Source organism: Pseudomonas sp. 58 R 12, assembly GCF_900005865.1.
GTDB classification, from domain to species: Bacteria; Pseudomonadota; Gammaproteobacteria; order Pseudomonadales; family Pseudomonadaceae; genus Aquipseudomonas; species Aquipseudomonas tritici.
On record NZ_CVTP01000028.1, the window covers coordinates 579,918 to 599,156 of the forward strand.

General features: G+C 62.3%; 20 protein-coding genes. 17 read left to right on the top strand and 3 right to left on the bottom strand.

The annotated features are described in order from the left end of the window. The first annotated feature begins 32 nt into the window (after positions 1–32). The 6 genes from BFP95_RS27035 to feaR all read left to right on the top strand — a co-directional run bounded on the left by BFP95_RS27035 (position 33) and on the right by feaR (position 6,168). Entirely contained in the window at positions 33–455 is a 423-nt protein-coding gene (locus tag BFP95_RS27035; RefSeq protein WP_056858431.1) for a RidA family protein, read from the top strand. Positions 456–513: 58 nt separating this feature from the next. Next, on the top strand, positions 514–1,806 hold the full coding sequence (locus tag BFP95_RS27040) for an NAD(P)/FAD-dependent oxidoreductase (RefSeq protein ID WP_056858432.1): 1,293 nt from the start codon (positions 514–516) through the stop codon (positions 1,804–1,806). Positions 1,807–1,947: 141 nt separating this feature from the next. Continuing rightward, on the top strand, positions 1,948–2,796 hold the full coding sequence (locus BFP95_RS27045; protein WP_056858433.1) for an alpha/beta fold hydrolase: 849 nt from the start codon (positions 1,948–1,950) through the stop codon (positions 2,794–2,796). Beyond that, complete coding sequence (locus BFP95_RS27050) at positions 2,793–4,004, top strand: multidrug effflux MFS transporter (RefSeq protein ID WP_065873508.1); 1,212 nt, start codon at positions 2,793–2,795, stop codon at positions 4,002–4,004. Before BFP95_RS27045 ends, BFP95_RS27050 begins: the two co-directional genes overlap by 4 nt. A gap of 28 nt (positions 4,005–4,032) precedes the next feature. Further along, complete coding sequence (locus BFP95_RS27055) at positions 4,033–5,244, top strand: MFS transporter (RefSeq protein WP_236447832.1); 1,212 nt, start codon at positions 4,033–4,035, stop codon at positions 5,242–5,244. A gap of 24 nt (positions 5,245–5,268) precedes the next feature. Next, entirely contained in the window at positions 5,269–6,168 is a 900-nt protein-coding gene (gene feaR, locus BFP95_RS27060; protein WP_056858435.1) for a transcriptional regulator FeaR, read from the top strand. A 270-nt stretch (positions 6,169–6,438) separates the two neighbouring features. Here the strand turns inward: feaR and BFP95_RS27065 are convergent, their stop codons facing one another. Further along, positions 6,439–7,923, bottom strand: coding sequence for an aldehyde dehydrogenase family protein (locus BFP95_RS27065; protein ID WP_065873507.1), 1,485 nt, complete (start codon positions 7,921–7,923; stop codon positions 6,439–6,441). Positions 7,924–8,062: 139 nt separating this feature from the next. Next, positions 8,063–8,539, bottom strand: a complete 477-nt coding sequence (locus BFP95_RS27070; RefSeq protein WP_065873506.1) for a MarR family winged helix-turn-helix transcriptional regulator — start codon at positions 8,537–8,539, stop codon at positions 8,063–8,065. A gap of 192 nt (positions 8,540–8,731) precedes the next feature. On the opposite strand from BFP95_RS27070, the gene BFP95_RS27075 reads away from it, so the two are divergent. From BFP95_RS27075 to BFP95_RS27120, 10 genes are all read left to right on the top strand, one after another. Next, positions 8,732–9,856, top strand: coding sequence for an amidase (locus BFP95_RS27075; RefSeq protein WP_065873505.1), 1,125 nt, complete (start codon positions 8,732–8,734; stop codon positions 9,854–9,856). Position 9,857: 1 nt separating this feature from the next. Next, entirely contained in the window at positions 9,858–10,388 is a 531-nt protein-coding gene (locus BFP95_RS27080) for a nuclear transport factor 2 family protein (RefSeq protein ID WP_065873504.1), read from the top strand. Positions 10,389–10,481: 93 nt separating this feature from the next. Next, positions 10,482–11,105, top strand: coding sequence for an NIPSNAP family protein (locus BFP95_RS27085; protein ID WP_065910956.1), 624 nt, complete (start codon positions 10,482–10,484; stop codon positions 11,103–11,105). A gap of 337 nt (positions 11,106–11,442) precedes the next feature. Continuing rightward, complete coding sequence (gene iacA, locus BFP95_RS27090; protein ID WP_065910957.1) at positions 11,443–12,615, top strand: indole-3-acetate monooxygenase; 1,173 nt, start codon at positions 11,443–11,445, stop codon at positions 12,613–12,615. Positions 12,616–12,631: 16 nt separating this feature from the next. After that, the gene (locus BFP95_RS27095) at positions 12,632–12,994 is read left to right on the top strand and encodes a hypothetical protein (protein WP_003232696.1); all 363 of its coding nucleotides are present in this window, start codon (positions 12,632–12,634) and stop codon (positions 12,992–12,994) included. A 19-nt stretch (positions 12,995–13,013) separates the two neighbouring features. After that, positions 13,014–14,288 (top strand): aromatic ring-hydroxylating oxygenase subunit alpha, encoded by a 1,275-nt coding sequence (locus tag BFP95_RS27100; RefSeq protein WP_056858442.1) that lies wholly within the window; start codon positions 13,014–13,016, stop codon positions 14,286–14,288. A 15-nt stretch (positions 14,289–14,303) separates the two neighbouring features. Next, positions 14,304–14,780 carry an aromatic-ring-hydroxylating dioxygenase subunit beta gene (locus BFP95_RS27105; RefSeq protein WP_056858443.1) on the top strand — a complete coding sequence of 159 codons (477 nt, stop codon included), beginning with the start codon at positions 14,304–14,306 and terminating at the stop codon, positions 14,778–14,780. 11 nt (positions 14,781–14,791) lie between these two features. Beyond that, complete coding sequence (locus tag BFP95_RS27110) at positions 14,792–15,532, top strand: SDR family NAD(P)-dependent oxidoreductase (RefSeq protein WP_065910958.1); 741 nt, start codon at positions 14,792–14,794, stop codon at positions 15,530–15,532. Positions 15,533–15,582: 50 nt separating this feature from the next. Next, on the top strand, positions 15,583–16,542 hold the full coding sequence (locus tag BFP95_RS27115; protein ID WP_065910959.1) for a PDR/VanB family oxidoreductase: 960 nt from the start codon (positions 15,583–15,585) through the stop codon (positions 16,540–16,542). Between the two features lie 11 nt (positions 16,543–16,553). Further along, on the top strand, positions 16,554–17,051 hold the full coding sequence (locus tag BFP95_RS27120) for a flavin reductase (protein WP_056858446.1): 498 nt from the start codon (positions 16,554–16,556) through the stop codon (positions 17,049–17,051). 61 nt (positions 17,052–17,112) lie between these two features. Here the strand turns inward: BFP95_RS27120 and BFP95_RS27125 are convergent, their stop codons facing one another. Next, positions 17,113–17,988 (bottom strand): LysR family transcriptional regulator, encoded by an 876-nt coding sequence (locus tag BFP95_RS27125; protein WP_056858447.1) that lies wholly within the window; start codon positions 17,986–17,988, stop codon positions 17,113–17,115. A gap of 114 nt (positions 17,989–18,102) precedes the next feature. Between BFP95_RS27125 and BFP95_RS27130 the strand changes: the two genes are divergently transcribed. After that, positions 18,103–19,230: a muconate cycloisomerase family protein gene (locus BFP95_RS27130; RefSeq protein WP_056858448.1), complete on the top strand. Its 1,128-nt coding sequence runs from the start codon at positions 18,103–18,105 to the stop codon at positions 19,228–19,230. Positions 19,231–19,239: the final 9 nt, after the last annotated feature.

A 19,239-nucleotide genomic window follows, 5' to 3' on the forward strand; every position in this document is an offset into this window, starting at 1 on the left:
CCATTCCTTACCCAACTGACGAGGCCTTCGACATGACAAAAATCATCAAGCTCAAGACCGGTTCGCCGTTTGAAGACCAGGCCAGCTATTCGCGCCTGGTGGTGGTGGACAACTGGATCTATGTGTCCAATACCGCCGGCCGTAATCCGCAGACCAAACTGATCCCCGAAGATATCCTGGAGCAGACGCACCAGGTGTTCGCCAACATCGAAAGCGCCCTGGCTGCCGTGGATGCCAGCCTGGCCGATGTGGTGTGTTCGCGGGTGTTCATCCAGGACCCCAAGGACGTGCCGACGGTGATGGCCCTGATCGGCGAGAAGTTTCGCGGCGTCGACCCGGCCAGTACCGTGACGTGCCCGCCGTTGGGCTCGACGGTCTACAAGGTTGAACTGGAAGTGACGGCTTACCGCAACGCCTCCAAGGCGCAGGTCGAAGTGATTCGCCTGACGCAGTAATCCGCTACGCAGCCGTGCGCCCGCGCGGCCGACCTTTATTGTTTTGCGAGTCTTGACCATGGCCCCGACTATTGCGCCCGTGAATACCTGCACCGAATGTCCCACCGCCACCTCCGTCGTCATCATTGGCGGCGGAATCATCGGCCTGACGGCTGCGCTGACTCTGGCCGAACGCAACATCCCGGTGGTGGTGCTGGAAAAAGGCCGTATCGCTGGCGAACAGTCCTCACGCAACCTTGGCTGGGTGCGCAAGACCAGCCGCCACGCCTATGATATTCCGCTGGCCCTGGCCGCAGATCGCTTATGGGCGCAGATGCCCGAGCGGGTGGGCGCGGACGTGGGCTACCGGCAAGAGGGCATCATGTTCGTCGCGCGTAACGAAGCGCAAATGGCGATGCATGAAGGCTGGCTCAAATCGGTCGAGCACCTGTCCCTGGATTCGCGCTTGCTGAGCAATAGCGAGATCGCGCAGCGGGTACCGGGCGGGGCGGGCGCGTGGGCCGGCGGGATCTATACGCCGTCCGATGCGCGTGCCGAACCGACCCTTGCCAGCAGCGCGATTGCCAAGGCCGCCATGGCCCTGGGCGTGGTTATCATCGAACAGTGCGCGGTGCGTACGCTGCAGATGTCCGCCGGCAAGGTCAGCGGCGTGGTCACGGAAAAGGGCGAGATCCGCTGCGACCAGGTGTTGCTGGCCGGTGGCATGTGGTCGCGGCGCTTCCTGGGCAACCTCGGTGTGTCCTTGCCGACCCTGGCCTTGACCTGTTCGGTGTTGCGTACCCATCCCATGCAAGGCCCCACTGAAATTGCCGTGGGCGCTCCGGACTTTTCCTTTCGCAAACACAAGGACGGCGGTTTCATCATCACCCAGCGCGGCAAGCTGGACGCCTTCCTGACCTTGGACCACCTGTTGCTGGCCAAGCAATACATGCCTCAATTCCGTGCGCAGCGTAGTGTGTTGAATGTGTCGCTGGGGCGGTATTTTTTCAAGGACCTGGCCTTGTCCCGACGCTGGTCGGCCGACAGTGTCAGCCCGTTCGAACGCGTGCGCGTGCAGGACCCGGCCGCCAACCCGCAGCTCAATAACGACGCTATGAACAACCTCATCGCGGCCTGGCCGGTGTTCGAGCAAGCCAAAATAGCCCAGGCCTGGGCCGGCACGATCGACGTGACCCCGGACTCCAACCCGGTGATCGGCCCGGTCGCGCAGATCCCAGGCCTGACCGTGGCCACCGGTTTCTCCGGGCACGGTTTCGGCACCTCGCCGGCGGCCGGCCAGTTGGCGGCCGATATTGTCAGCGGGCACACCCCGATCATTGATCCGAGCCCGTATCGCTTCGATCGTTTCTGATCCGATCCAGGCCCATGCCCCTGTAGGAGCGAGCTTGCTCGCGAAGAACGTCAACGAAAACGCAGGCAGTCTGTATGACCGCGGCGCACTTGAGTTTTTCGCGAGCAAGCTCGCTCCTACGCAGATTAGCGGAGCGAAGTTATGCACTCAGTCAGTAGTTTCTTCACCAACCGTTCAGGCCTGAACCTGCATGTCCTGCGCTGGGGCAACCCGAGCGGCGTGCCTCTGGTCCTGCTGCACGGCTTGCGTGCCTACGCACAGACCTGGGAGTCGCTGGTTGCGGCGCTCGGCCCGGGCTTCTGCGTGTACGCCCTGGACCAGCGCGGTCGCGGCCTGAGCGATTGGGCGCCGTCCGCCAGCTACCACACGCAGTCCTATGTGGACGACCTGCAGGACTTCGTCGCCCACGCCGGTCTGCAGCGCTTCGTCTTGCTCGGGCACTCGCTGGGCGGCGCCAACGCCCTGGAATACGCACGGCAAAACCCGGGCCGCCTGTTGGGCCTTATCATCGAAGACATCGGCCCCGGCTCCTCGATCCAGGGTGACGGCGCCGCGCGCATTCGCCGCGAGATGAACCAGACCCCACTGCAATTCGACAATTGGGACGCCGCCCGCGCGTTCTGGCAGACCTCACGCCCCGGCTTGTCGGAGCAGGGCCTGGCTTCCCGGCTGGCACACTCGATGAAGGAAAGTGCCGGCGTGATTACCTGGCGTCACGATCAGCAAGGCATCGCCGAGGCGCGCCTGAGTATCGAGCCGACCGACCTGTGGCCGGCGGTGCGCGCCCTGGATTGCCCGACTCTGTTCATTCGCGGCACGCGCTCGGATTTCTTGCCGGCGGCGACGCTGCAAGCCATGCGCGACAGCAATGCTCTGGTGCGCACCGCCGAAGTCGCGGACGCCAGCCACTATGTGCATGACGACCAGGGCGAGACGTTCAACCGGCTGGTCATCGCGTTCCTTGACAGCCTTGCGATTGCTGCTCGATGAAACCGCGGGCCCGCTTGATCGTGCTGCTTTCATCGCTGACGGCCTTCGGGCCGTTTTCGATTGACACTTACCTGCCCAGCTTTCCGCAAATCGCCGAGGACCTGGGGACCAGCACCGCGCAAGTGCAGCACACCATCAGCGCGTTTCTTGCCGGGCTGTGCCTGGGCATGCTGTGCTACGGGCCATTGTCCGACCGCTATGGCCGGCGCCCGTTGCTGCTCGGCAGCCTGGTGTTGTACGTGGCCGCGACCCTGGGCTGCCTGTTTGCCGGCAGCGTCGAGCAACTGATTGCCTGGCGCTTTTTCCAGGCTTTGGGTGGCGCGGGCGCGCTGGTGCTGGCCCGTGCCGTCGCCAGGGATCTGGTCGGCCTGGTGGAGGCGGCCAAAGTGCTGTCGTGGATGCACGTGCTGACGATGATGGCGACCCTGGTCGCGCCGATGATCGGCACCTGGCTGGTGCTGATCCAGGGCTGGCGCACCATCTTCGCGGCGTTGTTCATCCTGTCCAGCCTGTGCCTGTTGCTGGTTGCCTTGACCCTGAAGGAAAGTTTGCCCGTGCAGCAGCGCGGTGCGTCCGTGCCGGCGGCCTTCGCGGCGTACCTTGCCATTGCCCGGCAACCCAGGGCAGTGGCGCTGATCCTGTGCATGGCCTTGGGGTTTGGCGGCATGTTCGCCTTTATCACCGCGTCGCCTTTTGTCTACGTGGTGTACTTCGACGTCTCGCCACGGGTGTTCAGCGCATTGTTCGCCCTGAACATCCTCGGCATCATCCTGGTGACCTTCATCAACGCCCGTTGGGTGGGCCGTTTCGGACCGCAACGCATGCTCGGGGTGGGCACGGTACTGGCGAGCGGGGCAGGGCTGGCGATGATGCTGGTCGGCTATACCGGATGGGGTGGGCTGGCGAGCATCGTGTGTTGCATGGTGCTGTACATGGGTGTGACCGGTTTGATCGGCGCCAACTGCATGGCCAGCCTGATGACGCTGTTTCCACGCCAGGCCGGCGCGAGCGTGGCGCTGGGGATTTCGGTGCAATTCGCTACCGGGGCGCTGGCCAGTCTGTGGGTCAGCCATTTGGCTGATGGCACCGCATGGCCGATGTGCCTGGTGGTGGGGTGTTGCGGGTTGGGCGCGTTGGTTGCTTATGGGGTGACCCTCCGCCTGCCTGCCCGGGCGGTCGCCGTGAGGACCGTCGTCAAGCAAATGTGAACCTCTGTTCAAAAACCAGGATACATACATGAAAACTATAAAAATAAATCCGATCGATAGAACTTCCGTCTATGTGTGTGCAGGGCTGGTCTCCGGCGCGGGGGCCTTGTTATTGAATGTGCTCCCCGTACTGTTTGGTGCGCTTGCCGAACGTTTCGGGCTTGGCGAGCACCAATTGGGCAACCTAGCGATGGCCATGAACCTGGGGTTTGGCGCGTTCGGGCTGGCGTCCCTGCTGTGGATCCACCGGCTCAGCTGGCGGCTCATTTCGGCGCTGTCGTCGGCTGTGGTGGTGGGCGCGGTGCTGACGGTTATGCGCGACCCGTCCTATGAAATGCTGCTGCTGATAATGGCCCTGGCGGGCGCCGGCACAGGAGCGTTGTATGCCCTGGCCATGACGATTTTCGGTGACAGCTCCCAGCCTGAGCGTGCGTTCGGGTTCAAGCTGGGTATCGAGACCGTGCCGGGGGCTCTCCTGCTGATCGTGCTGCCGGTAGCGGTGGCGCCGGTGTGGGGCTTTGAAGGTATGTTGATAACCATCGCCCTGGCCATGGTGGCGATGGGAATCCTGCCGCTGCCCTGGGTACCGCGCCGCAGCGAACGCCAACTGGATGCGTCCGAGGCCGCCGTGCGGATAGCCAGCACTGAAAGCCGCGCCATTGTGTGGTTGAGTCTGTTGGCCAGCCTGGTGTTCCTGACCGGCATTATGTCGGTGTGGGCGTTCCTGGAACTGATGGGCAAAAAGACCGGCTTGACCTCGGATACGATCGGGCTGGTCCTGGCGCTGGGCTTTTTAATCAATGCCGGCGGGGGCTTCATCGCCTCGGCGATCGGCCTGAAAATGGGACGCTTCCTGCCGGTGGCGGCGGTCATCCTCGCGGAGTTGCTGGGCCTGGTGGCCCTGGCGCAATTCTCCTCGCTGACGAGCTACGTGACCGGGGTTATCTGCTTTCTGTTCTCGATCAGCTTCGTGCTGGCCTACACCTTTGGCGTCATGGCCGAATTCGACCTGTCGGGCAAGCTCGTCGCGCTGGGCGCGTTGTGCCTGTCTCTGGGTGCGGCGTTCGGGCCGGCCGCGGGTGGGTTCCTGATCGAGGCGTTTGGCTACTGGGCGGTGTTGGTGTTCTCCGGGGCCTGTTCGGTGGCGGTCCTGGTCATCTATGGGGTGGCGGTGTTGCGGGCTCGGTTGGCGTTCAATCGTGTCCAGGTCTCATGCGCCGCCGTTATGCCGGGTGTGTGACGCAAGCGAGCAGGGAGGTTACCCATGAACGGTCAAGCCTTGTCGGCCTGGAACGAGCGTGTGCACGCGGCCTGCGGTCGTTTCGACACGCGCTATGACCACTGCCAGAGCCTTTTCATCGGTGAAATGCAACAAACACTGATGGGCAGTACGGCGGTGGCGCACATTCGCAGCAATGCCAGTGTGATTGCCAAGGCTGCCCGCTCAGGCGAGCGTGATTCCTCGGGGCGTTGTTTCCTTGTGCTGCAACAGCAAGGCTCAATGGCCATCGAACTCGGGGACCGAGTGGTCGACCTGCGCCATGGTGACCTGGCGTTGCTGGACTTTTCCGGCGCGGTGAAAATGACCCCCAACGGCTTGTTTTCCCACGTGTCGATCCCTCTGCCGCGTGAGTTGTTCAAGGGCCTGGAGCGTAGCCGCTTCGGCAAGCTGTCGACCACCGGTGTCTGTGGTCAACTGCTTTGTACGCTGGTGCGGCAGGTCGCTGGCGGCGAGTTGGCCCAATGGTCTTGCCCGCAGGATGGCGATGGCGTGCAGAGGGCGTTGGTGGCCTTGCTTGAATCGGTGCTGGAGTATCAAGTCGGCGCCGACTCCCCGGGCTGGCAGTTGCATGAAGTGCAATCCGTCATCCGGCAGCGGCTTGACTCACCGAGGCTTTCGCCGGCGTCGCTGGCCGAGGAACTGGGCACTTCCAGCCGCCAGCTTTACAGGCTGTTCGAAGCCAGCGGCGACAGTGTCTGTCGCTATATCCTGCGTGAGCGGCTGTTGAAGGCGGCGCAGGACCTGCGCGATCCGGTTTGCGCGCAACGCTCGATCACCGATATCGGCAGCTATTGGGGGTTTACTGATTCGGCGCACTTTTCCAAGACGTTCAAGAAGCAGACCGGGATGACCCCGAGTCGCTATCGAAGCCTTGGGCACTGAACCACGGATTGCCCTAATGCTGTTCAGTCAGGGTGGGCGTTCGCCATTTTCTCATCTAGCACAAAACCACTGTGGGAGCGGGCTTGCTCGCGAATGCGGTGGTTCAATTGATGCAGTGTTGCCTGGCCGCCCGCTATCGCAGGCAAGCCAGCTCTCACCCATTTCTCATCTAGAATGCTGCGAAGAATTCACAGGCGCCGCGTTCAGCCAGGAAACACGCGTTATCGTTGACGTTTTTCGCGAGCAAGCTCGCTCCTACAGAGAGCGTGTTCAGTAGCGGATGATTACCGATTTCAGCTCGGTGTAATCGTCGATAAACGCACTGCCGAACTCACGCCCGACACCCGATGCCTTCATCCCGCCAAACGGCACGCTGGGGTCGACGAAGGTGTGCATGTTGACCCACACCGTGCCCGCTTCGATTTGCGGGATCAGGCGCAAGGCCTTGGACAGGTCGTTGGTCCAGATACTGGCGGTGAGGCCGAACGGGCTCTCGTTCATCAGCTCGACCAATTCTTCTTCATCATCGAACGCCAATACACACACCACCGGGCCGAAGGTTTCCTCGTGCAGCAGTGGGTCGTCCTTGCCGGTGGCCACGATCAGCGTCGGCTCCACGTAGTAACCGGCGCGGTCCACGGCCCGCGCGCCGCATGCCACCTGGTTGCTCTGCAGGGCACGCTCGAAAAAGCCGAGGATTTTGTCGAAGTGCGGCTTGTTCGACAGTGGGCCGAACTGGGCGTGTTCATCCAGGGGCGAACCGATGACCATCTGCGACAGCATCGCCGCCATCTTTTGCGTCACTTGCTCGACGATTGAGCGGTGCACGAACAAGCGCTCGGGTGATGCGCACACCTGGCCCTGGTGCACATAAGCCGCTTGCACGAAGCGAGCCACAGCGTCATCCACGTTGGCGTCGGCCAGCAGCGCGGCGGCGTTCTTGCCGCCCAGTTCCAGGGTCACGCGGGTCAGGTCGGCGCCCATGGCGGCCTTGCCCACGGCAATGCCGGTGGGCACCGAGCCGGTGAACGACACCTTGCGTACCTGCGGGTGTGCGATCAGTTGCTGACCGACCTGGCCGCGGCCGTTGACCACGTTGATTACGCCAGCCGGAATCCCGGCCTCGATCGCCAGTTCCGCCAGGCGCAGCAGGGACAGCGGCGTGTATTCGCTGGGTTTGAGCACGACGGTGCAGCCGGTGGTCAGCGCGGCGCCGAGTTTCCACACGCCGATCATCAACGAGAAGTTCCAAGGCACGATGGCTGCCACCACGCCCACCGGCTCGCGCAGGGTGTAGGCGCTGTAGTGCTCGCCGTCCATGGAGGGAAACGACGGGGTCATGGTCTGGCCGCCGATTTTGGTGGCCCAGCCGGCGAAGTAACGCAGGAACACCGCGCTCTGGCCCACCTCGATATGCCGCGACAGGTTGATCGATTTGCCGGAACTCACGGTTTCCAGTTGTGCCAGTTCTTCGCCGTTGGCCTCGATCAGATCGGCCAGGCGGTTGAGCAGGACGCCGCGCTGGTAGGGCGTGACCTGTGCCCAGGCGCCCTTGAAGGCTCTGGCCGCGCTGTCGACGGCCAGGTTCACATCTTCGGCCTGGGCGTCACGCAACTGCGCGACGGTCTCGCCGGTACCGGGGTCGACGATGCCGATGCGTTGTGTCGACGCGCTGGTGTGCACGGCGCCATCGATGAAATTGGAATGGTCACGGCCCAGGAAAGCAACGACTGAGGGCAATACGGCAATGTGCATGGCGGCGCTCCAATGAAGGGTTCGTCGCGCCCGATGGGCGCTCGAAAGACCTCTGCATTAAAAGCCGATACACAGCCTGGCTGCTTGTTCGAGCCTGCCAGAAAGTTGGTTATGCGTGACAGGCTGTGTTGCCGCCGGCCTAGGGTTCGCCGAGGTTGTCGAACACCGTTTCGAGCATGCGGTTCAGGCGCTGGATCTGTGCTTCGGTCATGCCGTTGAAACTGCGCTTGAACACATCACCGGTGGCCACTTGGATGCGTTCAATCGCTTCGCGCCCCTGCGCGGTGATGCGCACCTGAGTGACGCGGCCGTCGTCCTCGCAGGGCGCGGTGTCCACCAGGCCGTCTTCCTTCATGCGATACACCGTTTTGGTGATGGTCGAAAGCTTGGCGATGGCGTGGGTGGAGATTTCGGAAATACTCGACTGGCCGTTCTCCTTGAGGATGAACAGCACCCGCCAGCGCGGGATGTCCAGGCCGATTTTCTTCAGGGCCTTTTCCATGTACTGGCTGTAGCGGCCATGCACCATTGCGAGCCAGTAGAACGGGAAATCTTCTTTGTGAAAGTCTTCACTGCCGGGGTCGTAGCGGCCTGCGTGTTTTTTTGGTGGGCTCATGATGTGCTCATGTCGAGGGAGGCGAGCAATCATAGACTTTTCTCGTGAATTGGGCACGGTTATTGAACCGTGCGATCCAGGCCGACATTCAGAAATATAATTGACAATTCACGTAATATTCGGTGAGTGTGAAAAAAGGAAAGGGCGCATCGGGCGCCCCCATTCCGCAATTCGTACTGAAGGTAACGTGACATGACCCTGGTGATTGAACAGCTTTCCCTTGGCGGCGATGGGCCGACCGTAATGGTCAAGGACACCCTCGATATCGCCGGCCTGCCTACCCGGGCATCGAGCCACGCACTGGACGACGCGGCGCCGGCCAGTGCCCACGCCGATGTGGTGCAGGCCCTGCTGGACAAGGGCTGCCGCCTGGTGGCCAAGACCAGCCTGCACGAGCTGGCCTTTGGCACCACAGGGATCAATCACTGGGCCGGCACCGCGCCGAACCCGCGTTTCCCCGGGCGTATTCCAGGCGGATCCTCCAGCGGTTCAGCCGCCGCCGTGGCCGCCGGGCTGGCGGATTTTTCCCTGGGCACGGACACGGGCGGCTCGGTACGTATTCCCGCTTGCTGTTGTGGCGTGTTCGGTTTTAAACCGACGTTCGGCCGGATCAGCCGCCGTGGCGTGATGCCAACGCACAGTAGCCTTGATTGCGTCGGCCCGTTTGCCGCGAGCCTGCCGATGCTGGTCACGGCTATGCAGGCGATCGACCCTACTTTCCAGCCCGTAGCTGCACCGGCCGCGCCGCGCCTGGGCATTGTGAGCGTGCAGGCCAGCGCAGCGGTACAGCGCGTGATCGACGCTGCCATCGCCGACAGCCGGCTGCCCACCGAAACCCTCACATTGCCGAGCCTCAAGGCGGCCTATGAGGCCGGCATGGTGGTGATAAACCGCGAGACCTTCGATGCCTGCGGGCACTTGCTGGAAACCGGCAAGGTCGGCGCCGACATCGCCGCGCGCCTGGCGGCCGCCGGTAACACCACGCCTGCGGCACTGGCGCAGGCCGAGCAGGTGCGCGCGCAGTTCAGCGCCGAAGTCGATGCCGCACTGCAGCAGGTCGACGTGCTGGTGCTGCCAACCATGCCGGACTTTCCCTTGACCCTGGCCGAAGCGACCGACACTCAGGCAGTTCTGGGCATGACCGCTTTCGTGCGCCCGTTCAACCTGTCGGGGCACCCGGCGTTGAGCATTCCGTTGGCCAGCGCCGAAGGCTTGCCGGTAGGCCTGCAACTGGTGGCGGCCAAGGGCGCCGATGAACGACTGCTGGCCATCGCTGGCCGCCTGCTTGAACGCCTGTACGCCGGACATGAGGTGTGAGATGAGTACAACCATTCCCCGCGCAGACCTGGAACAACGCCTGCGCCGCTTTGAGGTCCAGGACAGCGTCCGTGCCTGCATGAACCGCTACATGGTGTTGTGTGACGCCCTGGATGCCCGCACGCCGCTTGACGAACTGGCGGGCCTGTTCACCGAGGATGCGGTGTGGGAGGGCAAGGGCGCCAAGTACGCCCAGAGCTTCGGCGGTTATCGCGGGCGCGCAGCCATTGCCGCGATGTTCGCCGGCTACATGAAAGCCCCGGCGCACTTTGCCCTCAACGTGCACTTTCTCACCAGCGAGCTGATTGAGGTGCGGGACGACGCCGTGCGCGGCAGTTGGGTGATGCTGCAGACTTCCACCTTCGCCAGCGGCGCCTCCCATCTCAACGCTGCGCGCCTGAGCGTGCGCTTTGCCGAGGAAGACGGGCAGTGGCGCATGGCGCATTTCCAGACCGAAAACCTGTTCAGTCGCCCGGTGCTGGCATGGAACAGCGACGCCGAGCTGCCGGTACCCAAGCCTGCCGCTCAGTGAGCGATAACGCGCACTGATTAACCCCACCCTTTTTTATTTCCAGGACTGCCCGGCAAGGGCGGTCGTGCCGTGCGCGTAGCGCTGGAGACTGCCATGAAACACTTCGAACTGTTGACCTTCACTTTACGGGTACGCACCGTGCCGCAAGCCTTGCCGCGTCTGGAGCAGAGCTTGCGCGAGACGGGCGAGGGCGTGCATTTGATGGGCTGCTGGGTCTCGGAAATCGGCTCGCAGAACCGTATCGTGGTGCTGCGCGGGTTCGACGATGGCGAGTGTCGTGAACGTGAACGCCAGCGCTATCTGGTGGCGTCCGATGGCTTTGCGATTGGTGAATTTCTGCTTGAGCAACAGGTGGATGACTACAGCGCCTTCGCCTTTGTCGAACCGCTGCCGCCCGGCGTTCATGGCCCGTTCTATGAGTTGCGCGAATACAACCTCGTGCCCAGTGGGCTGATGCCAACGTTGCGCGGTTGGGGCAAGGCCGTGGATCGGCGCACCGGGCCGGATTATTCCCAGGTGTATGGAGCGTTCTACGCCACCAGCGGGAAGATTCCGCGCTACCTGCACATCTGGCCCTACAGCTCGCTGGAGCAGCGCCTTGAAGTGCGCACCCGTGCCGTGGCCGAAGGCGCCTGGCCGCCGGAAAACTCCGCGCCGCAGCTGTTGCAGATGCACTCCACGGTGTACCTGCCGGCGCCGTTCTCGCCGTTACGCTGAGACTCCCACATTGATTTTTTGGTCTAAAAAATAAATAAAAATTGAAGGTATTCTTGAGAAATTCAAGACTATTAATTTTATTTAAATTAAATAAAAACAAATACATAAGTATGTTTTTCAGTGTATTTTCCATTTTATTTTACGTGATTAGTGGTGTTAGTAATGATGATAAATCAATTGACAGTTCACGTATTAGAGCTCAGATTTATCCCAACGGCACCCACAAAAACAAAGGTAATCACTATGCCGATCCATCGCCCTCTTTCCGTCCCGCGTCCCCCCTCGACGCTGACTTCCCGCCCAGCCCAATACCGTTCCTGACAACGGAGTCAATCCTATGCACTCGCTTAAAAAACCAGCGGTTGAGACGGTGAGCTCGCTTGCCAGTGGTCCCGCCTTCGAAGCCTTGATGGTCGACGTGCGTGAGCGTGCCCGCACCGGTGAGTTCGACCGTCAGCGCCACATTTCCCAGGACGTGATCGAGGCCTTCAAACAGCACGGCGTTTACCGTGCGCTGGTGCCCAAGCGCTTCGGTGGCCTGGAATGTTCGCCCGCCGAGTTCTGCCAGGTGATAGAGCGCATTGCCCAGGCCGACGGTTCGGCCGGCTGGGTCGCCAGTTTCGGCATGAGCCCGGTCTACCTCGCGGCATTGCCACTTGAGAGCATCGCCAAGGTGTATGCCAACGGGCCGGACGTGGTGTTCGCAGGCGGCATCTTCCCGCCTCAACCGGCTGGAGTGGTCGAGGGCGGTTTTGTGGTCAGTGGCCGCTGGAAGTACTCCAGCGGTTCCCTGGGCTCCGACATCGTCGGTGTCGGCATCGCCCCGATAAGCGGCGACACCTTCGGCCTGCCGCGCATTGCAGTCATGCCGCGCAGTGCGATCCGCATCGACGAAACCTGGGACACCGTCGGCCTGCTGGGTACCGGCAGCCACGACCTGGTCGCCGACAATGTGCGGGTCAGCGAGGAGTGGACCTTCGTGCGCGGCGGCCTGCCCAACCTGGACGAACCGTTCTTCCGCTACCCGTCGCTGTCATTCGCCACCCAGGTGCTCTCGGTGGTTGGCCTAGGCGTGGCGCGTGCCGCACTCGATGCCCTGGCTGACATGGCCAGCGGGCGTGTCTCGGTCACCGGTGCCCCGGCGATTGCCGATCGGCCCCTGGCCCAGGTCGACATTGCTCGGGCGGAAGCCGAGCTGCGTGCCGCACGGGCGTTCTTCTACGAATCCATCGAACACGCCTGGGATTACGTGCTGGCCGGCGATGCGGTGCCCGTGGCCGCGACCAACCTGCTGCGGTTGTCGTCGACCCATGCCACCCGTGTCGCCGCCGATGTGGCGCGTACCGCGCAGATGCTCTCGGGCATGAGCGGCGTGTACAACGACAGCCCGCTGGCGCGCTGTGTCAACGACGCCCAAGTGGTGACCCAGCACGCATTCATGGGCGACATCACCTATCAAAACGCCGGAGCCATGTTCTTCGGCAAACAGCCTTTGCCTGGCTACCTCTAACCGTCGAGGAAATAAAATGAGCGATAAAAAGACCTTGCGCGTGCTGTTTTGCATGGGCATCAACCAGAATTTTTTCGATGCCGCGCGCGATGAGCAATTGCAGGTGTGGGCAGCGTTCAGTGCAATGTGGAACGGTATCCACGACCTCGCCGGCGTCAAGGTGCTGGGCAACATGGATGACGACCAGAGCATGGTCGGGCCTTCCGATGGCTTCCCATGGACCACGTACCTGCTGGCCGACGTGCCGGACATCGAGACCGTGCACGCCGCCTGCAACCTGTTTCGCACAACGCCGGTGGGCGATGGCCCGTACAAGCTGTGGCGCTACACCAAGGTTGAAGCCCGGGTTGGGCGCGAGCTGATTATTCAGCGCACTTGATGCCGACGAGGACATTCCCATGAGCAAGCTGATTCCCGCTGTAAACCTTGACGTCGACCCCGCCGACCTGGTGCAGGCTGACCGCGTCCACACCTCGATGTACACCGACGCACAATTGTTCGACGCCGAGCTGGAAAAGATTTTCTACAGCACCTGGATCTGGGTCGCCCACGCCAGCGAGATTCCCGACAACGGCAGCTACAAGACCACCTATATCGGCAAGCAGCCAGTGATCGTGGTGCGTGACCGCAAGAAAGACGTGCACGTGCTGCTCAACCGCTGCCGCCACCGTGGCGCCACTGTGTGTGAACACAAGAAAGGCAAGACCAACAGCTTCGTCTGCCCGTACCACGGCTGGGGCTATGCGCTCGATGGCTCGCTGCGCGGTATTCCGCACCCGGAAAGCTACGGCGACTGCATCGACAAGGCCGAGCTGCCGCTGGTCAGCCTGCGCACCGAAAGTTATGCCGGCATGATCTTCGCCACCTTCAAGGACGACATCGAGCCGCTGGAAGACTACCTCGGCGCCGCGAAAAAATGGATGGACCTGTTCATGAAACAGGGCGCCGGCTACGGCATAAAGGTTCCGGGCGAGCACCGTTTCCGTTTTCCCGGCAACTGGAAGATCCAGCTGGAAAACACCACGGACGCCTACCATTTTCCGCTGGTGCACAAGAGCTTTCTGTCGTCGGTGGATGAACAGACCCTTGAGCTGTTCGACTTCGTCAAGGGCCCCGGCTACGTTGAGGACCTGGGCAACGGCCACAGCGTGATGGTGATGATCCCGGACCTGATCGACCTCGAAGCCGACCTGGACAAACCGATCCCCGAGCGCTTCGAAGGCCTCGCGGCCGAGTTGCGTGAGGAAGGTATCGAAGAGCAACAGGTGCGGCTAATCGTGCGTGCGGTCGGCGGCACCGGCTTCAACCTCAACCTGTTCCCCAACGTCGCCTGCTCGATGGCGTTCTTTCGGGTGCTGCAACCGATCTCGGTGACCGAGACCGAAATTCACCACTCGGTGATCACCATGGACGGCGGTCCGGCCGTGGCCAACCGTTATCGTCTGCGTCTGCATGAGCACTTCCAGGGCCCGATGGGTTTCGGCACGCCGGACGATTCCGAGGCCTGGGAGCGGGTACAGAAGGGCGCCAGCGCCGGTGAAGACCTGTGGATCATGCTCAACCGCGGCTTGCCCGGCGAGCAGGCCAGTGCAGACGGGCTGGTGTCCGATGTGAGTGCCGAAACCGGCATGCGCGCCGCCTATCAGCAGTGGAAAAAGATGATGTCGGTCTGATCCGTGGAGAACCTTATGAACCTGCAATTACTGCAAGAAGTGACCGCTTTCATCTGGCAGGAAGGCGACATGCTGGACCACGGTGAATACGACGGGTGGTTGACGATGTGGACCGACAAGGGCACCTACATCATTCCCATTGACCCCAGGGAAACCGATTTCGAGAACACGCTCAACTACGCCTACGACGACCATCATATGCGTGAGCTGCGGGTGCAGCGCTTGACCGGCGGCGAATCGATTTCCACCAGCCCGCAACCGCGCACGGTGCGCATGCAGTCGCGGTTCCGGGTGTTGGCCGATGACGGGGTGCAGGTGACGGTGCGCTGCGCGCAGAACATCCGTGAGTTCCGCAAGGAAAGCCTGAAGTTCTACAGCGCCGACCTCACCTACCAACTGATCCGCAGCGAGGGTGGTTTCAAGATCCAGCGCAAAGTGGTCAGCCTGATCAACAGTGACGATGCCCTTGCCGGTATCGGCTACATCCTTTAAGGAGCGCCGACATGAACCAGATCGCATTGGTGACGGGCGCGGGGCAGGGCCTGGGGCAGCATTTTTGCGCTAGCCTGCTGCGGGCGGGGTACTCGGTGGTGATCACCGACCTCAACCTTGAAGCCGCGCAAGCCTGCGCCAAACAGCTGGACCCGGCCGGTGAGCGCACGCTCGCGCTGCAACTGGACGCCGGCAGCAAGGCCGATTTCGAAGCGGGGCTGGAGCAAGTGCTGGTGCGTTTCGGCGCGTTGCACGTGGTGGTCAATAACGCTGCCGTGACCAAGACCACGCCGCTGATGCAGATCAGCCCCGAGGAGTTCGACGCTGTGGTCGGCCTGAACCTGCGCAGTGTGTTCCTCGGTTGCCAGGTGCTGGGCGCGTACATGGCCGAGACCGGCTATGGACGCATCATCAACATGGCGTCCCTAGCCGGGCAGAACGGCGGCACTGCGACCGGCGCGCATTATGCCGCGAGCAAGGGCGGCATCGTCACGCTGACCAAGATCTTCGCCAAGGAATTTGCCGCGCGCGGGGTAACGGTCAACGCCATCGCCCCGGGCCCTATCGAATCGGCGGCGGTGCGCGCGGCGATTCCGGCCGAACGCTTGCCGAGCCTGCTGGCCAATATTCCGGTGCAGCGCCTGGGCGATGCGGATTTTCTCGGTGACTTGATTGTGCAGCTGGCACGCCCCGAGGCCTATTTCGCTACCGGAGCTACCTGGGATGTGAATGGCGGCCTGTTCATGCGCTGACTGATAGCGGCCGCTACGGCGGTCTTTGCGAACTCCATGGAATAACGGCCATGACTGAAGAACTGTTGGACGTAATCGTGCGCAAGCGCGAGCTGCAAGGGGGCGGTGTTGTCGTCCTGGACCTGACCCGCCGTGACGGCGCGCCGCTGCCGATGTTCGATGCCGGTGCGCACGTCGATATCCATATCGGGCCGGGGCTGGTGCGCCAGTACTCGTTGTGCAGCAACCCTGCCGACCCGAGCCTGTATCGCCTGGGTGTGCTCAGGGACCCGGCCTCGCGCGGTGGTTCGGTCGGGGTGCATGACATCCTGCTCGAAGGTCACGAGGTGCAGATCAGCCTGCCGCGCAACCTGTTTGCGCTGGCGGCCGAGGCGCGGCGTTCAGTGCTGTTGGGTGGCGGTATCGGTGTCACGCCGATGATTGCCATGGCCTATGCGTTGCACGCGGCCGGCCAGACCTTCGAACTGCACTACTGCGGGCGTGAGCGTGAACGCAGTGCGTTCCTCGCGGAACTGGTCAGCGCACCGTTTGCCGCGCAGGTGTTCACCCACTTCGATGACGAAGGGCCAGAGCAGAAGCTCGATCTGGCCAAGGTGCTGGGCAAGGGCGAGGCCGGCGTGCACATGTATACCTGCGGCCCCGCAGGCTTCATGGACTGGGTGATCCAGGGCGCGCGCAGGCAGGGCTACAGCGAGTCGCACATCCACAAGGAATATTTCCAGGTGGACGTGGATAGCTCGGGTGGCAGTTTTGAAGTGGTGGCCGCGCGCAGTGGCAAGACCGTGAAGGTGGCCGAAGGGCAAAGCATTCTCGCCGCGCTGGCGCAGGTGGGCATCAAAATCGAGATTTCCTGCGAGCAGGGGGTGTGCGGGACCTGCCTGTGCGACGTGCTCGAAGGCGAGCCGGACCATCGCGACGTGTACCTCACGGACGATGAAAAGGCCGGCAATGACCAAGTTCTAGTGTGCTGTTCACGAGCCAAATCCAAAAAACTCGTGCTGGATATCTGAGGGGAACGACCATGGTAGACATAGGCAGCTTTCGCAATGCAATGGCCATGCTCGGCGGCGCCGTGACGGTCATCACCACCGATGGCGAGGCGGGCCGGTTCGGCTTTACCGCCTCGGCGGTGTGCAGCGTCACCGACTCACCGCCCACGCTGTTGGTGTGTATGAATCGATCGTCGCATTCCAACGAGCACTTCAAGCGTAATGGCGCGGTGTGCGTGAACATTCTGCGTGGCGATCACCAGGACATGTCCGGGGCGTTCGCGAACCGGGCGCTGAGCATGGATGAGCGCTTTGCCGTGACGCAGTGGATCACCCTGGAAAGCGGTGCGCCAGTGATGCTCGACGCGCTGGTCAACTTCGATTGTCGTATCGCGCAGGTACACGAAGTGGGGTCCCACAGTATTTTCTACTGCGAGATCCAGACCATCCGCCAGGGTGAGGCAGAAGAGGGCCTGGTATATTTCAACCGCGCCTATCACCGCCTGGGTGAAGCCTCCAAGGCTTGCTGAATGCCATGTTCGCTGGAGGGGCGAACGGCAGCCGAATTCAGACAAGCCCGGCCAGAGGAACTCAGATCAATTCTTCCACCAAGTGCAAGCAATGTGTAAGCCCCGGCGACTGGTCATTCACCCGCCGGCTCAGAATGATCGGCGAGGTCGCGGTGGTTTCCACAACCGGCGTGTAGCCGATGTCCGCGCGGTGCAGCACCTGCACCGAGGCCGGCACCAGCGTTACGCCCATGCCCGCGCCGACCAGGCCGATGGCGGTCTGCAATTCGTTGGTCCATTGCGCCACCTTGAGGCTCAGGCCATGGGCGTCGAACAGCGCGATCACATGGTCGGCATAACTGGGGCGCGGGTTGCCGGGGTACAGCACAAACGGTTCGGCGGACAATTGCGCAAGGGTGGCGGGCGCGTCGAGCAAAGGGTGGCCGGAGGGCAGTACCGCCACCAGACGGTCCTCTACCAGGACGCGCTGGACGATGGCCGTATCGTCAATACGGATCCGCCCGAAGCCCACATCGATGCGCCCGGCCTTGAGGGCTTCGACCTGCTGCAGGGTGGTCATCTCCGACAGCCCCAATTCCAGCTCCAGCGCCTCGTGGCTGCGCAACCGCCGAATCAGTTCCGGCAACACGCCGTACAGGGTCGACGGCGCAAAGCCGATGCCCAGCCAGGTCTTCTCGCCCTGGCCGATGCGCCGGGTGTTGGCGCACACCGTGTTCAGTTGTTCTAGCAGCACATTGGCGTGCTCATAGAAAAACCGCCCGGCCTCGGTCAGCCGCAGCGGCCGGCCGCGTTCGAGCAGAATCACCCCCAGCTCATCCTCCAGTTGCTGGATCTGCCGGCTCAAGGGCGGCTGGGCAATGTGCAGGCGTTCGGCGGCGCGGGTGAAGTTAAGGGTTGCCCCCAGCACCTGGAAATAACGCAGGTGACGTAATTCCATGATCACTCCTTTCATACCCTAAAGGTATTATTTGAGACCCATTCTATATTGGATGCCATGAAAAATAGGGAACAGAATCAGCTTAAATCTAAAAAGAACTCAACAGGTATCACCATGCCCATTTGCGCCATAGAGTCGATCGAGACGATCATCGTCGACCTTCCCACCATTCGCCCGCACAAGCTGGCGATGCACACGATGCAGAACCAGACCCTGGTGATCATCCGCGTGCGCTGCGCCGACGGTATCGAAGGCATTGGCGAGTCCACCACCATTGGTGGCTTGAGCTACGGCAATGAAAGCCCCGACAGCATCAAGGTCAACATCGATCGCCATTTTGCGCCGCTGCTGATCGGCCAGGACGCCAGCAATATCAATGCGGCCATGTTGCGCCTGGAGCGCAGCATTCGCGGCAACACCTTCGCCAAGTCCGGTGTTGAAAGCGCCTTGCTCGATGCGTTGGGCAAACGTCTGAACCTGCCGGTCAGCGAACTGCTCGGCGGCCGCGTGCGTGACGCATTGCCGGTGGCCTGGACCCTGGCCAGCGGCAACACTGAAAAGGACATTGCCGAGGCCGAGAAGATGCTCGACCTGCGCCGTCACCGTATCTTCAAATTGAAGATCGGTGGCGGTGAGGTCGACCACGACCTGGCCCACGTGATCGCAATCAAAAAGGTGCTGGGCGACCGCGCCAGTGTGCGCGTTGACGTTAACCAGGCGTGGGACGAAGCGGTGGCAGTGCGCGCGTGCAAGGAGCTGGGCGACAACGGTATCGACCTGATCGAGCAACCAATTTCACGCTATAACCGCGGCGGTATGGTCCGGCTCAATCTGTCGAGCCCGGCGCCGATCATGGCGGATGAATCCATCGAATGTGTGGAGGACGCCTTCAACCTGGCCCGTGAAGGCGCGGCGTCGGTGTTCGCCCTCAAAATCGCCAAGAACGGCGGCCCCCGCGCGGTGTTGCGTACGGCTGCGATAGCAGAAGCCGCGGGCATCGCCCTGTACGGCGGCACCATGCTCGAGGGCGGTATCGGCACCCTGGCTTCGGCGCATGCCTTCCTCACGCTGAACAAGCTGGCGTGGGACACCGAGCTGTTCGGCCCGCTGCTGCTGACCGAGGACATTCTTGCCGAACCGCTGGTGTATCGGGATTTCCACCTGCATGTCTCAACCGCCCCGGGCCTGGGCCTGGCCATCGATGAAGAGCGTCTGGCGTTCTTCCGTCGTGACAAACACTAAGAGGCACCT

Coding starts and splice junctions, on each gene's coding strand:
- BFP95_RS27035 (WP_056858431.1), top strand. CDS start 33: ATGACAAAAATCATCAAGCTCAAGACCGGTTCGCCGTTTGAAGACCAG.
- BFP95_RS27040 (WP_056858432.1), top strand. CDS start 514: ATGGCCCCGACTATTGCGCCCGTGAATACCTGCACCGAATGTCCCACC.
- BFP95_RS27045 (WP_056858433.1), top strand. CDS start 1,948: ATGCACTCAGTCAGTAGTTTCTTCACCAACCGTTCAGGCCTGAACCTG.
- BFP95_RS27050 (WP_065873508.1), top strand. CDS start 2,793: ATGAAACCGCGGGCCCGCTTGATCGTGCTGCTTTCATCGCTGACGGCC.
- BFP95_RS27055 (WP_236447832.1), top strand. CDS start 4,033: ATGAAAACTATAAAAATAAATCCGATCGATAGAACTTCCGTCTATGTG.
- feaR (WP_056858435.1), top strand. CDS start 5,269: ATGAACGGTCAAGCCTTGTCGGCCTGGAACGAGCGTGTGCACGCGGCC.
- BFP95_RS27065 (WP_065873507.1), bottom strand. CDS start 7,923: ATGCACATTGCCGTATTGCCCTCAGTCGTTGCTTTCCTGGGCCGTGAC.
- BFP95_RS27070 (WP_065873506.1), bottom strand. CDS start 8,539: ATGAGCCCACCAAAAAAACACGCAGGCCGCTACGACCCCGGCAGTGAA.
- BFP95_RS27075 (WP_065873505.1), top strand. CDS start 8,732: ATGACCCTGGTGATTGAACAGCTTTCCCTTGGCGGCGATGGGCCGACC.
- BFP95_RS27080 (WP_065873504.1), top strand. CDS start 9,858: ATGAGTACAACCATTCCCCGCGCAGACCTGGAACAACGCCTGCGCCGC.
- BFP95_RS27085 (WP_065910956.1), top strand. CDS start 10,482: ATGAAACACTTCGAACTGTTGACCTTCACTTTACGGGTACGCACCGTG.
- iacA (WP_065910957.1), top strand. CDS start 11,443: ATGCACTCGCTTAAAAAACCAGCGGTTGAGACGGTGAGCTCGCTTGCC.
- BFP95_RS27095 (WP_003232696.1), top strand. CDS start 12,632: ATGAGCGATAAAAAGACCTTGCGCGTGCTGTTTTGCATGGGCATCAAC.
- BFP95_RS27100 (WP_056858442.1), top strand. CDS start 13,014: ATGAGCAAGCTGATTCCCGCTGTAAACCTTGACGTCGACCCCGCCGAC.
- BFP95_RS27105 (WP_056858443.1), top strand. CDS start 14,304: ATGAACCTGCAATTACTGCAAGAAGTGACCGCTTTCATCTGGCAGGAA.
- BFP95_RS27110 (WP_065910958.1), top strand. CDS start 14,792: ATGAACCAGATCGCATTGGTGACGGGCGCGGGGCAGGGCCTGGGGCAG.
- BFP95_RS27115 (WP_065910959.1), top strand. CDS start 15,583: ATGACTGAAGAACTGTTGGACGTAATCGTGCGCAAGCGCGAGCTGCAA.
- BFP95_RS27120 (WP_056858446.1), top strand. CDS start 16,554: ATGGTAGACATAGGCAGCTTTCGCAATGCAATGGCCATGCTCGGCGGC.
- BFP95_RS27125 (WP_056858447.1), bottom strand. CDS start 17,988: ATGGAATTACGTCACCTGCGTTATTTCCAGGTGCTGGGGGCAACCCTT.
- BFP95_RS27130 (WP_056858448.1), top strand. CDS start 18,103: ATGCCCATTTGCGCCATAGAGTCGATCGAGACGATCATCGTCGACCTT.